The organism is Corallococcus interemptor, assembly GCF_003668875.1.
Lineage (GTDB): Bacteria > Myxococcota > Myxococcia > Myxococcales > Myxococcaceae > Corallococcus > Corallococcus interemptor.
The window spans coordinates 20,268-33,061 of sequence record NZ_RAWM01000099.1; the positions used below are offsets into that span (position 1 = coordinate 20,268).

Below are 12,794 nucleotides of genomic sequence, written 5' to 3' on the forward strand. Positions count from 1 at the left end.
GGCGTCAGGACGCGAGCGCGTCCAGCTTCGGGCCCAGCGCGTTCAGCGCGGCCGTCACCCGGCCGTTCGCCGCCGTCACCGGCTTCGCGAAGGCCCCCGCCTGGAGCTGCGCGCCAATCGCGTCCAGCGGTGAGAGCAGCTGCGGCTTCTGTCCCGTGGCCTGTGTGGACACGGAATCCACCTGCGTCTGGGCGCCCGACTTCAGGCCCTCCGCGCGCTGCTTGAAGGCCGCCAGCGCGGAATCGGCCTGGGTGGTGAGGGAGGTCTCCGCGCTGCCTCGGGCCGTCTCCAGCGACGTCAGCCCGGCCGTCACGGACGTGTTCGTGGTGCCCAGGTGCGAATCCAGGCGGCCCTTCGCGGACGTCACCTGGCCCTCCGCCGAGTCCCGCGCGGACTGCATGGCCTGCACCGCCGCGTCGATGCCGGAGCCCACCTGCGCGTCCAGGGCCTCCAGGCGCTGGGGCACCTGCGTGTCCAGCGGCGTCACCCGGGCGGCCACCTGCGCCTTCATGGCCTCAATCTGCTGCACGCCCTGATCCTTCACGGTGCCGATCTGCGTGACGGCCGCGGCGACGATCTGGCCAATTTGAGTCGAGGCCTGCTCGATGCCCTGGAGGACGGACTGGGTGAGCGTGCCCATCTGCGTCACGGCCTGCGTCGTCGCCGTGTCGATCTGCGTCTGCGCCTGGGTCTGCACCGTCTCCACCTGCGAGACGATGGTCTTCTGCACAGCCTGGAGCTGCGTGCCCACCTGGGACGAAATCGTTCCCAGCTGCGTGGTGATCTGCCCCACCACCTGGCTGATGCCCTGCACGGCGGGGCTCACCAGCGGCTTGGGCAGGTCCGCGGCCGGGATGGCGTCCAGCAGGCCCATGGCGCGCTCCAGCAGTGACTCCAGCGAACCGACGATCTGCTGGAAGAGGGTCTGGAGCTGTTCGAGCAGCTGCGGCAGCGACTCGAACAGCGCCATCACCTGCTGCTTGAGGGCGCTGATGGTCGCGACCAGCGTGTCCAGCGTGGTGAAGGCGGCCTCCAGCGTGGCCTTCAACGGCGCCTTGATGGTCTCCACCGCGGTGAGCGCGCCCTGCACCACGCCGTCGATGGTGCCGCTCACCGTGGTGATGGCGCTCTCCACCTGCTGCTGCACCTGGTCGATGAACTTCTCCACCGCCGTGAGCTGCGCGGTGACGCTGGCCACCTGGCCGCTGATGGTTCTTCCCAGCGTGTCCAGCGCCCCGTCCGCCTGCGTCTGGCCCGCCGTGAGCGACGGGGCCACCTGGGTGTCCAGCGGATCCACGATGCCGGCCGCCGCCGCCGCCGCGGCCATCAGTTGATCCACCAGCGTCTTGCGCTGACCCTCCAGCGCGGACTGCTGCTGCTGGTGGGCGTCCTTCGCCGTCGTGCCCGCGTTGACGATCTCCTGGTGCAGCGCCTCCAGCGCGCTCACCGGGTCCTTCACCGCGCTGTCCAGCGTGGAGGTGAGCTGCGTGCTGCGGCCCGTCGCCGCATCACGCGAGGTGGCCAGCCGCACCAGCACCGCCGCCAGCGCCGCTCCGAGGGTGGAGCCCACGCCCGTCAGGTCCTGCGTGAGCTGCGAGCGCGTCTGTTCAATCAGCGCGTAGCCCTGCGCGCGGCGGGCCTCGGTCTCCTCCTTGGAGCCCTTGCGCTTGGCGAGCTTCGCGTCGAAGGACTTCTTGTCCGCGTCGCACTTCTGGGCCACCTGCTGCTGGAGCGCGGTGAGCTGCCCCTGGGACGCCTCCGCGGAGGACTTCGCCTGCGCCTCCAGCCCCTGGCTCTTCGCCGTCGCCTCCTGGCCCAGCGACTCCGCCTGCGAGCGCGCCGTCGTGCTGGAGGCGGTCAGCGCCTGCTGATGCCCCTCCACCTCCGTGGCCAGCGACTGGAAGCGGGGGGAGGGGTCCGCCAACGTCACGTTCGCCGCGTTCACCTGCGCGAGCAGGCCTCCCAGCGCTGCGCTGATGGAGGGGCGCAGCGCGGAGACCTGCTCCACCACGCCCTGGGCCAGGGCCTCCACCTCGCCCTTGGCCGAGGCGAGGCGCGGCGTGATGCCGGAGCCGAAGCCCTCCACGGCCGCCTTGTGCTTCGCCACCGTGGCGCGCAGGTCGTTCATTTCAGCCCCGCGAGCGCGGCCTTGGCTTCAGCGGCCGCGCCGCCGAGCGCGCCCGCCTGTCCATCCAGCCCGTTGAGTGCGCCGGTGAGCTTCGCGCGGGACTCGGCGGCCTTGCCCTTCACCTGGGCCTCCGCCGCCGCGAGGGCCGCGCCCGTCTCCTCCGTCGCCGCGTTCAGCTTGGAGTTCACCGCCGCGGACGACTCCTTGTACGCCGCCGTCGCGTCGCTCACCGCGCCGTCCACTCCGGCGGTGAGGTCGCCCTTCGCCGTCTCCACCTGCGGCGTCACGTCGTACGTGGGCGTGGTGGTGGCGCCGCCGGAGTTCTCCTTCGTCTGGATGAGGAGGTGGCCCTCCGACAGGCGGATGATCTCCGTGTCGCTGGAGTTCACCCGTCCCAGGTTCCACACCGGCTTGTTGTCCTGGTAGTCGTGCGTGAGCGCCGTCTGGTTCGTACCGTTCTTGCCGAAGAGGATCTGATCCCCCTGGCTGTCCTGGGGCATGCGCACGCCTTCGCCCCAGTCCAGGAAGCGGTGCAGCTCCGCGTGGTCGAAGTGCAGCGCGATGAGGGCCCGCTCGTTCTTGTACGGCGGGAAGTAGAACGTCCCCGGGAACTGGTTGGGCTCCGCCGGCACGCTCACCGTCTTGTTCCAGAGCGGAATCGCGACCCGGTAGTTCGTCACGGACGTCTTCTGATCATCCACCTGGAGGTAGATGCGGTCGGAGGCCTCGCCGCCGGGGCTGTGCACCTTGCCCTCGACGTAGATGGGGTAGCGGGGAGCGCGGTACGCGGGCAGCTCCGGCACCGGATCCGACTTCTGCTCCAGCAGCACGGAGAGGCTGACCGTGTAGCCCTGCATCGTCTCCTGCGGTCCGTCGTGCGGACCGGCCTGGAGCCCCACACCGTCGAAGGCCAGCTCCGCCACGCGGTGGTCTTCCCCCAGGCCGGTGAGGTCCGGGCTCCAGCGCCCTCCATCCAGCTTGAGCAGCGCCCCCGGGTGCAGCGCGACGGGTGGCATGTCGCTGAACGTCAGCCGCAGGCGGCGCTTGCGCACGCGCAGGCGCCCCTTCTCCAGGGACTGGCGCTGCTCGGCCTCCGCCGCGATGGGCGTGCGCACCAGCATGTCGTGCTGGATGCCCGCGACGGCCTGGGACTGCTCCAGCGCGACCGTGGTGGCCCCGGCCCCGAAGGCGTTGAGCACCCGCGTGCTGTGACGGATGACGGGCGGCAGCTCCACGTCCACACGCGCCACGTGCTTGCGGCTGAGCCCGGTGACGGTGCCCGTGGCGGGCTTCTTCGCGGAGAAGGTGTACGTGTCCTTGGGGCTGTCGTAGGTGAGCACGCCGCCGCGCGTGTCCACGAACCAGAGGACGAAGTCGTAGAAGCTCGCGGCCGCCAGGTCGTCGCCGATGCCCAGGCACAAGAGCGCGTGCTTCTCCTCCAGCGCGTCCCAGTCGTAGGTGAGCAGCAGGCCGCCGGGCTTGTGCGCGTCCAGCAGCTCCGACAGCTTCTTCGCCGTGTGCAGCTCCACCGGGCGGTGCTGCTTCCAGAGGACCCGCGCGGGGTCCTCGAAGGTGACGGTGTACTGGCGGAAGGCCACCGCCACGCTGTCCTTGTTGCCGTGCGCGGTGCCGGAGAGGCGCTTCTCCGTGACGATTCCCTGCACCACCAGCGGCGTGGTGGGCGGGTCGAAGACGCCGGACAGCGCCAGGCGCACCCGCACCAGGTCCGGCTTGCTGAACGCGGTGAACAGCGCCGCGTCCGCCTTCTCCAGCGTCGTCCAGAACGTCAGCTCGCAGCGGAAGCCCGTGGGCGTCATCCGCAGCGAGAAGTCCTTCACCTGTCCACCGGGGATGGCGAAGGCCTGCTCGCCCGCGGTGACGGTCAGCTCCAGCTTCAGCTTTTCGGAGAAGGGGAGCGCCATGCGCAAGTCACCGGGCCTTCGCCTGGACCTCTTCGCGAGTCAATGCGCCCCGGGCCTCCAGCGCGTCCATCATCGCGCGCATCACGCGGGCCTGCTGCGCCACCATGCGCTCCAGGTCCGCCACCTGCTGCGTGAGCGCCTCCACCTTCGACGCCAGCTCCGCGTCGCGCACCACCGGCGGCGGCGTGGAGGCTCGCGCGGGCGCGGCGGCCTCCGCCTGCTGTGGCGGGGCCAGCTCGAACGTGGCCTCCTCCATGCCGAAGCTCAGCGGCGTGGCGGCCGTGGAGGTGATTTCCCCGTGGTAGTGGTGCCGGATGGCGCGCTCGATGGAGGACGCCGTCGCCACCACCACCTGGAGCTTCTGGCCGGAGTGGAAGGCCAATTCCTGGAGGGACTCCACGTTGGTCGGATCCGACGTGGCCACGGTGAGCGTCTTGGTGGGCGCTTCGTAGGCGATGGGGAAGACGGTGTAGCGCTCGGCGATGTCCACGCGCAGCGCCTGGAGGGCGTGCGGGACGGGGACGTGCTTGTCCAGGTCCACGGTGGGGATGGCCAGCTGCCGCGACAGGGCGTGCACCATGGAGCTTTCGTCCACGACGCCCATCTGCACCAGGGTGAGGCCCAGCCGGCCGCCCCACTTGCGCTGCTCCGCGAGCGCGGTGCGCAGCTGGGTTTCGGTGAGCAGTCCGGCGTCCATCAGGATCTCCCCCAGCCGCCGCTTGCGGTTGGGGCCGGGGCCGGGAGGAACGGAAGGGGGAGGATTCACGGCCGGGCAGCATATCAGCGCCGGACGTTCCCCAGGCCTTCTGGTGGGTCGCAAACAGGCCAGGGGGGCGGGGATGGGTTAGCCTGGGCCCCATGGTGCGAAGCCGAAGCCTCCTTTTCGCGGCAGTCCTCGTGGCCTTCACCGCCGGATGCGCCTCCCAGCGCCTGTCCGGCGCGGACCTGGACCGGGTCCATCGGCCCGCCTTCATCTCCCGCATCGAGGAGCGCGCGGGGCCCAAGAGCAAGGTGTTCCAGGAGGACGGCGCGTACTCCGACAAGCTCAAGAAGCTGGAGCCCAAGGAGGCGGACCGCCGGCTCACCGTGAAGCTGCAGCAGGCCGTCACGCGCTTCGAGCTCTCCGAACGCCTGCGCGTCACCACCCTGTCGCGCCTGCCGGAAGAAGCGCCCTGGACGGACACGGTGGACCCCGCCCGGGTGGCCTCCGCGCTGGAGAGCTTCCTGGTGGAGGAGGTGCCCGCCAACGCGCCGGACTACGACCTGATGGCCCCGCTGGGCGCGGACACCATCGTGGAGTTCGTCATCCAGGACTACGGCATGCGCAGCGAGGACGGGCGCGCCGGGGCCTACCTCAAGGGTTACGGGCGCATGTTCCGGGTGGATGGGCGCTCGGAGCTGTGGCGCCGGCCGTTCGACATGGACGGGGTGGATCAGGGCGCGCCGCACCTGGATCCGTTCAAGGTCGGCAAGGAGCCGGAGCTGTTCCGCCTGGCCATGACGGACCTGCTGGACAAGGTCGCGGACATGTTCGTGAAGGACCTGACGCCCAAGAACCGCAAGGGCTCGGCCCCCACGGGCAACACCGCGCCAGACACCGTGCCCTCCGCCGTCACCCCGGCGCCCGCGCCGGCTGCCGCGCCCACGCCGCCCGAGCGTCAGCTGCCTCCGGGCGAGCTGCCGGATCCGGACGCCTAGAAGAGGGCGTGCTCGGCCAGGAGCACGCCCAGCCCCACGGCGAAGCTGATCAGCGTCACGGGCACGCCCACGCGCAGGTAGTCCATGAAGCCCATGCGGACCTTGCCGCGCGCGGCCTCGAAGACGATGAGGTTGGCCACGCTGCCCACCAGCGTGAGGTTGCCCGCCAGGGTGGAGCCGAGCGCCAGGACGTGCCACGCCAGCTCCGGCTCGTGCATGGCCGGCACCCACGCGCGCGCGAGCATCACGAAGGGCACGTTGCTGAAGAGGTTGGACGCCACGAGCGTCAGCGCCGCGAAGCCCAGCGTCTCGCGCCAGGGCGGCCCGGCCATCAGCGGGGAGAACACCTGGCGGATCTCCTCCGCCCAGCCCGCCTTGTTCACCCCGTGCACGACGACGAAGAGGCTTGCGAAGAAGAGCAGCAACACCCAGTCCACGCGCTCCAGCGCCTCGCGCGGTTCGTGCCCGGACAGCGTCATCACCAGCACGCCGCCCGCGAGCGCGCTCCAGCTCATGGGCAATCCGGCGAAGAACGCCACCACCACGCCCAGCAGGCTCCCCAGTCCCAGCGCGAGCAGCCGGCGATCCACCTCCAGCGGGGGCGGGTGCGTGTCGAAGCGCGCGCTCGGGAGCTCCTTGCGGAACATGTAGAGCAGCGCCACGGCGACGACGACGGTGGAGAGCACCGCGGGCAGGGCCATGTACGCGGCGAACCGCGCGTAGCCCAGCCCGGATGCGCCTTGAATCAGCATGTTCTGCGGGTTGCCGGTGAAGGTGGCCACGGAGCCGCTGTTGCTGCCCATGCACACCGCCAGCAGGTACGGCACGGGCGGCAGGCGAGCGTCCTCCACCACCACCAGCACCAGCGGCGTGAGGAACAAGCACACGGTGTCGTTGACGAGGAACGCGGACAGCACGGCGCTCACGAACGTCACGGCGACGAGGAGCAGCTTGGGCGTGTGCGCGACCTTGAGGGCCTTGGCTCCGGCGGCCCGGAAGAAGTTCGCCTGCGCCAGGTACACGGCCAGCAGCATCATCCCCAGCAGCAGGACGATCGTGTCCATGTCGATGGCCTGCTGGTCCCGGGCCGCGCTGTGTCCGAAGACCTCCGCCGGCGTGACGGCGCCGGCGACGACCATCAGCGTGGCGCCCAGGAGCGCGCCTCCGGGACGGTCCAGCTTGACGAAGGGCAGCCGTGCCCCGGCGATGAAGATGTACGTGAAGAGGAAGATCGCGAGCGCCACGGGCGCGGGACACTAGGGTCCACGCCTCGAGCCCGTCGAGGCCGTCCGCCTGGCAGGGAATCGGGCCGGCTACTGTCGGAGGCGAATGTGGGTGATGGGCCCCCAAAAGACCGACGCGGCGGGTCCTGACGCGCGTTGTCCTTCCGGGTACACGTCTGTACAGTGGCCGGCCCTATGAAGCCCGAGAAGGAAACCGAGGCCTTCTCCGGCCCGCGCCGCACGCCGTGGTCGGGGGCTCGCGGGCTGGACGCCGTCCTCCAGGCCTGGAAGACGGACCGGCAGGTGTGGCCGAACATCGTCCACGACGCCGTGACGCCCGCCCGCACCGGCGTGTTCGCGCCGATGCCGGAGGGGCTGTCCCCGCAGGTCCGGGACGCGCTGAAGCGCCGGGGTGTCGAGCAGCTCTTCTCCCATCAGGCCGAGGCCTTCGAGCGGGCCCGTGACGGGGAGAGCCTGGTCATCGCCACGCCGACGGCCTCCGGCAAGAGCCTCTGCTACAACCTGCCGCTGTTGGATCGCTTCGCGCGCGAGCCGGAAGCGCGGGCGCTCTACCTGTTCCCCACCAAGGCCCTGTCGCGCGACCAGGAGGAGTCCCTGCGCGCCTTCATGCGCGAGGCGGACCTGGGCCATGGCGCCATCACCTTCGACGGTGACACTCCGGGGGATGCACGCAGGGCCGCGAGGGAGCGCGCGGGCGTGGTGCTCACCAACCCGGACATGCTGCACACGGGCATCCTGCCGCACCACGCGAACTGGGCGCGGCTGTTCGCGAACCTGCGCTACGTGGTGATTGACGAGCTGCACACGTACCGGGGCGTCTTCGGCTCGCACCTGGCCAACGTGCTGCGGCGGTTGCAGCGGGTGGCCCGGTTCCATGGCGCGTCGCCCACGTTCATCCTGGCGTCGGCGACCATTGGAAACCCGAAGGCGCACGCGGAGCGGATGCTGGGCCGTGAGGTGGCGCTCGTGTCGGAGAGCGGGGCGCCGTCCGGCGAGCGCCGGGTGATGGTCTACAACCCGCCCGTGGTGAACGCGGAGCTGGGCATCCGCGCCAGCTACCTGAAGAGCGCGGTGCGGCTCACCGCGGACCTGGTGCGCGCGGGCGTGTCCACGCTGCTGTTCGGCCAGTCGCGCAACAACGTGGAGGTGATGCTCAAGTACCTCCGCGACCGGTTCGTGGAGGAGAAGCTGGATCCGTCGCTCATCCAGGGCTACCGGGGCGGCTATCTGCCCGGCACCCGGCGCGCGACGGAGGCCGCGATGCGCGCGGGCGAGGTGCGCTGCGTGGTGGCCACCAACGCGCTGGAGTTGGGCATCGACATCGGTTCGCTGGATGCCGTGGTGTGCGCGGGCTACCCGGGCTCCGTGGCGGCGCTGGCGCAGCGCTTCGGCCGCGCGGGCCGGCGTGGCATGGGCAGCCTGGCGCTGCTGGTGACGTCCAGCAATCCGCTGGATCAATACTTCGCGGCGGATCCGCGCGCGCTCACGGGCGCTCCGGTGGAGCACGCGCGGATTGATCCGGACAACGTGGAGATATTGGTCCAGCACCTGAAGTGCGCCGCATTCGAGCTGCCCTTCGAGGAAGGGGACGCGTTCGGCGACGTGCCGGTGGAGAACACGACGGAGGCGCTGGACTTCCTCACGCAGCACCAGGTGGTGCACCCGTCACAGGCGCCCGAGGGCGGGCGGCGGATGTTCCACTGGTCGTCGGACGCGTACCCGGCGCACCACGTGTCGCTGCGCAGCGTGGGCTGGGACAACGTGGTGGTCATCGAGCGCGGCACGGACAAGACGCTGGCGGAGATGGACTTCCGCTCCGCGCACACGCAGCTGCACGAGCAGGCCATCTACCAGCACGACTCCGAGCAGTACCAGGTGGAGATGCTGGACCTGGAGAACCACAAGGCCTTCGTGCGCAAGGTGGCGCCGGACTACTTCACGGACGCGATGACGAACGTGCGCGTGAGCGTCATCCAGGAGGACCAGGGCGCGCCGCTGGGCCCTTCGCTGCACGCGGGGCTGGGCGAGGTGTCCGTCATCGAGAAGGTGGTGGGCTACAAGAAGATCAAGTTCCACACGCACGAGAACGTGGGCTACGGCGACGTGCGGCTGCCGGAGATGCAGATGCACACGTCGGCGCTGTGGCTGACGGTGCCGGAGGCGGTGGTGCGGAGCATGGACGCGCCCCGGCCCGCGGTCATCGACGCGCTGCGCGGGCTGGGGTCCGCGCTGCGCACGGTGGCGTGCGTGGGGCTGATGAGCGATCCGCGCGACCTGGGCCGGACGCTGGGCAGCAAGGACGAGCCGGACGGTCCGCCGCGCAAGGATGGCGGCGTGGGGTTTGATCCGACGCTGTTCCTCTACGACAACGTGCCCGGCGGCGTAGGGCTGGCGGCGCGGCTGTACGATCAGCGCGAGGAGCTGCTCCTGCGAGGGCGCAAGCTGCTGGAGTCGTGCCCGTGCGAGGACGGATGTCCGGCGTGCATCGGGCCGGCGGCGGGTGGGCAGCCGGGGAGCGCGCCGTCCGGGGCGCATCCGCGCAAGCGGTTGGCGTTGGACCTGCTGGCGGCGCTCGGCGTCGCCGGGGTGCAGTGAGGAGCACGGGCGCGGCATGGACCTGAAGCGCAAGCTGTCCCGACTCACCAGCGCGGGCCCCGGCAGTCAGGCCCGGGCGCCCGTGAACGCCGTGGCGGTGGCTCCGGTGGTGGAGACACCGGCGGAGGTGGCTCGGATTCCGCCGGCGGAGGAGGCGGGGACGACCACCCTCGCGGAGGTGCTGGTCCAGACGCTGCGCAAGCGGATGTCCATGGACGAGGCGCCTCCGGCGGACGTCCCTGTCCAGGAGGCCGCGCGGGCGGAAGGCCTCGTGGATCTGCGCGAGGAGGCGCGGCGGAGGTTCGCGGCGAAGCGGGGCGAGGCGGTGGAGCCTGGTGCTTCGGACCCTCGGGTGGAATCGCTGCGCCAGATGCTGGCGTTCTGGGCGGAGCGTCAGGGCACGGCGTCGGCTCGGAAGGCGGTGGCGCCGGTCCCCGAGCCGCGGGCGCTGCCAGTGGAGGCGCGCTCGACGCCGCATGGCACGGTGCACGTGGCCGAGCAGCTGTATGCGCCGGACCATCGTCACGGCACGGCGCCGGTGGCGGCGGCGCTCGACGTGGAGGCGCGGCTGGTGGCGGGGCTGGCGCTGCATCCGGAACTGGAGTCGGTGGACTTCACGCGGATGCTGATGCTGGACACGGAGACGACGGGGCTCGCGGGCGGCACGGGCACGGTGCCGTTCCTGGTGGGCCTGGGCTGGTTCGAGGGCCGCGCCCTGCGAGTGCAGCAGCTCTTCCTGCGGCGCATGGGGGAAGAGGCACCCATGCTGCGCCTGCTGGCCGAGCGCATGGCGTCGTCGTCGTGCCTCGTCACGTACAACGGCAAGAGCTTCGACTGGCCGCTCCTGCGCACGCGCTTCGTGCTGAACCGCGTGCCGGTGCCCAGGGAGCTGCCGCACCTGGACCTGCTGCACTGCGCGCGGCGCGTGTTCAAGCACCGGGGCGAGGGCGCGCGGCTGGTGCACCTGGAGTCGAAGGTGCTGGGGCACCACCGGGTGGGGGACGTGGACGGTTCGCTGATCCCGGAGCTGTACTTCCGCTTCCTGCGAGGCACGGACGGTTCCGAGCTGGTGCCGGTGCTGGAGCACAACCAGAAGGACCTGCTGCTGCTGGCGGCGCTGCTGGGCGACCTGGTGCGCCGCTTCCAGTCGGAAGGCACGGAGCGGCAGGACCCGAGAGACCTCCTCGGCTTCGCGCAGGTGGCGGAGCGGGCAGGGGACGCGGAGCGGGCGCTGACGTTCGCGAAGGCCGCGGCGGAGAGCGGAGGCGCGGTGGGAATCGAAGCGCTGGTGCTGGCCTCGCGCCTCTGCCGCCGGGCAGGGGACTGCGAGACGGCGGCGGCGCACCTGCAGCGGGCGCTCACGTTCGCGAAGCCAGGACAGGGCGCCATGCTGCACCTGTCGCTGACGAAGCTCTACGAGCACTCCCTCAAGGACCTGCCCCGGGCGCTGTACCACGCGAGGCTCGCCGCCCCCGTGGAGCTGCCCGACGACCACCAGCTCCGTCTTGAGCGCCTGGAGCGGCGGCTGTCGCGTCAGGGGGCCTGAGCGTCAGGGGCTCCGGCGTCGAATGCGGCGCCTGCGTCCAAGAAGGGCAGGGGGCGTGGGCGCGCCGGGTCGAAGGAGGGCGAAACGCCAGGTTCCGCTTTCTCCATGACACCGCCATCCGTGAAGGGCACGTATGGCTCCATTCCATCCACCACCCGACGGAGGATTCGTCCATCCCGATGGATGGCGTACCGCACTCCGGAGTCGAGCCCCGGCTGGATTCCTCCGCACGCCGCAGGGTCTACGTCGATGCGAACGAAGAGGACGTCCTCGCGCTGGATGATCCTGAAGAGATGGGCCGCGCGCCGCTCAGGGCACGGCGTGTCAGGCCGCTCCGCGGGCAGATAATCATCGGCTGCCAGGGTCAGGGCCCGGAGCACGGCTCCATCGAGCACGATGGGCTGTTCGGACGTACCGACCTGGAGCGCTGGCTGCTCGAAGAACTGAGGGAAGACAATCGAGCGGTCATCGTCTACCGGGACCTTGCCCGCCACGAAGGCGCGTGTGCATCCGACAGCGGTAAGCCCCAGCACCAACACCGATGCGCTTCGCTTCATCGTCGGCGCTCCTCACTCACGCACGATGCGGTAGCGCGTGGCATCCAGCCATTCCACCCGGCCGATGACTTGCCGTCCCCATCCCTTGTCACTTCGCAGCCAGCGCAACAACTCTCCCGTCGCGGGGATGTACTGGAAGAACCCGTCACACGGAGGCTGCTCCAGGCTATCGGAGAGGGAGAAGAAGGCGACGATGGACAGCGGAATCTCACCCGTGTGCGTCTTCACGGTCACACCGTGCTCGGTGGCCATGGCGACGATGAACTGGATGTCACGGTCCGACAACACGTTGTCGTAGGGATGGTTGTGGAGGACGAAGACGTAGCCCAGGCTGTTCGGGGCATAGCGCGCGTCGTCCACGTTCGACGGGAGGTTGCAGGTGCGCTTCTGGGGATCGTCGTGCAACGCTCCCGCGGCGAGCATGCTCATCTCGTACTTCCGGTCCGGCGTGTAATACAGCCAGGCGCAGTACTCGCGTGAGAGGCGCCAACGCAGCTGGAAGTTCTGCCCGGTAGGCCTGCCAGCGGTGGCGTGCGGCTTGCCCAGGATGAGAGGACACGCCGCCTGAAGGGCATCCGAGAAGGAGTCGAATGGGCCGAACGAGGGCATCGGGCCCGGGATGCTCGTCGCAGGGACTCCAGCGGAGGCCTGGACGACGCCAGGAATGGGACGGGAGGCCCCACAGCCTGCCGTCAGGGCCGCGAGGCACGCGACCAGGCCCGCTTCACGGCAGCGCATTCCGCAGCCCCGGGAACCACGCGACGAGCAGCCGCTGCGTTCCCAGCTTCACCGAGGCGCGGCCCAGCTCTCCGTCCTGGTAGACGCGCTTCTTGCCGTCCCGCTCGTAGTTCCGGCCCGGCACGTGCGCGCGGATCAGCACCGCTCCGTCCCGGTACTGCGCGTCCGCCGGCCGGTGCGCCTTCGCGAACTGGAGCGACTCCTCCGGCCCCTCCACCTGCTCGATGACCGTTTCGAGCGGGTGGGGCATGTCCGGCATCTGGAACTCCAGCGTCATCCCCGGCGCCAGCTCCGGCCGGACGTCCGCCGGAAAGAGCACGGCGAGCGACGGCAGCACGTTCCGGTTCATCAACCCCACCACCGGCT

10 protein-coding genes are annotated in these 12,794 nt (G+C 70.6%); 3 read left to right on the forward strand and 7 right to left on the reverse strand.

Annotation, left to right across the window (positions count from 1 at the left end):
* Window positions 1–4: 4 nt before the first annotated feature.
* The 3 genes from D7X96_RS28135 to D7X96_RS28145 are packed head-to-tail and all read right to left on the reverse strand — an operon-like array spanning window position 5 to window position 4,816.
* A complete protein-coding gene (locus D7X96_RS28135) occupies window positions 5–2,128 on the reverse strand; it encodes a coiled-coil domain-containing protein (RefSeq protein ID WP_121771161.1) in 2,124 nt (707 codons plus the stop codon).
* Window positions 2,125–4,050: a hypothetical protein gene (locus tag D7X96_RS28140; protein WP_121722621.1), complete on the reverse strand. Its 1,926-nt coding sequence runs from the start codon at window positions 4,048–4,050 to the stop codon at window positions 2,125–2,127. Before D7X96_RS28140 ends, D7X96_RS28135 begins: the two co-directional genes overlap by 4 nt.
* A gap of 7 nt (window positions 4,051–4,057) precedes the next feature.
* Window positions 4,058–4,816 carry a GspE/PulE/PilB domain-containing protein gene (locus tag D7X96_RS28145; RefSeq protein ID WP_233609653.1) on the reverse strand — a complete coding sequence of 253 codons (759 nt, stop codon included), beginning with the start codon at window positions 4,814–4,816 and terminating at the stop codon, window positions 4,058–4,060.
* 92 nt (window positions 4,817–4,908) lie between these two features.
* On the opposite strand from D7X96_RS28145, the gene D7X96_RS28150 reads away from it, so the two are divergent.
* A complete protein-coding gene (locus D7X96_RS28150) occupies window positions 4,909–5,748 on the forward strand; it encodes a hypothetical protein (RefSeq protein ID WP_208647385.1) in 840 nt (279 codons plus the stop codon).
* On the opposite strand, the gene D7X96_RS28155 is transcribed toward D7X96_RS28150, so the two are convergent.
* Window positions 5,745–6,992: an ArsB/NhaD family transporter gene (locus D7X96_RS28155; RefSeq protein WP_121771162.1), complete on the reverse strand. Its 1,248-nt coding sequence runs from the start codon at window positions 6,990–6,992 to the stop codon at window positions 5,745–5,747. The genes D7X96_RS28150 and D7X96_RS28155 overlap by 4 nt on opposite strands.
* Before the next feature lie 174 nt (window positions 6,993–7,166).
* Here D7X96_RS28155 and D7X96_RS28160 point away from each other — a divergent pair, with 174 nt between their 5' ends.
* Entirely contained in the window at window positions 7,167–9,587 is a 2,421-nt protein-coding gene (locus tag D7X96_RS28160; protein WP_208647386.1) for a DEAD/DEAH box helicase, read from the forward strand.
* A gap of 16 nt (window positions 9,588–9,603) precedes the next feature.
* Window positions 9,604–11,133: a ribonuclease H-like domain-containing protein gene (locus tag D7X96_RS28165; RefSeq protein ID WP_121771163.1), complete on the forward strand. Its 1,530-nt coding sequence runs from the start codon at window positions 9,604–9,606 to the stop codon at window positions 11,131–11,133.
* Here D7X96_RS28165 and D7X96_RS28170 read toward each other — a convergent pair.
* The 3 genes from D7X96_RS28170 to D7X96_RS28180 all read right to left on the reverse strand — a co-directional run.
* A complete protein-coding gene (locus D7X96_RS28170; protein ID WP_147442858.1) occupies window positions 11,121–11,690 on the reverse strand; it encodes a hypothetical protein in 570 nt (189 codons plus the stop codon). The genes D7X96_RS28165 and D7X96_RS28170 overlap by 13 nt on opposite strands.
* Window positions 11,691–11,702: 12 nt before the next feature.
* Complete coding sequence (locus D7X96_RS28175; protein WP_121722619.1) at window positions 11,703–12,299, reverse strand: hypothetical protein; 597 nt, start codon at window positions 12,297–12,299, stop codon at window positions 11,703–11,705.
* A 115-nt stretch (window positions 12,300–12,414) separates the two neighbouring features.
* Window positions 12,415–12,794 (reverse strand): hypothetical protein (locus D7X96_RS28180; protein ID WP_208647387.1); only part of this gene is annotated, 380 nt, incomplete at its 5' end.

Coding starts and splice junctions, on each gene's coding strand:
- D7X96_RS28135 (WP_121771161.1), bottom strand. CDS start 2,128: ATGAACGACCTGCGCGCCACGGTGGCGAAGCACAAGGCGGCCGTGGAG.
- D7X96_RS28140 (WP_121722621.1), bottom strand. CDS start 4,050: ATGGCGCTCCCCTTCTCCGAAAAGCTGAAGCTGGAGCTGACCGTCACC.
- D7X96_RS28150 (WP_208647385.1), top strand. CDS start 4,909: ATGGTGCGAAGCCGAAGCCTCCTTTTCGCGGCAGTCCTCGTGGCCTTC.
- D7X96_RS28160 (WP_208647386.1), top strand. CDS start 7,167: ATGAAGCCCGAGAAGGAAACCGAGGCCTTCTCCGGCCCGCGCCGCACG.
- D7X96_RS28165 (WP_121771163.1), top strand. CDS start 9,604: ATGGACCTGAAGCGCAAGCTGTCCCGACTCACCAGCGCGGGCCCCGGC.
- D7X96_RS28170 (WP_147442858.1), bottom strand. CDS start 11,690: ATGAAGCGAAGCGCATCGGTGTTGGTGCTGGGGCTTACCGCTGTCGGA.
- D7X96_RS28175 (WP_121722619.1), bottom strand. CDS start 12,299: ATGCCCTCGTTCGGCCCATTCGACTCCTTCTCGGATGCCCTTCAGGCG.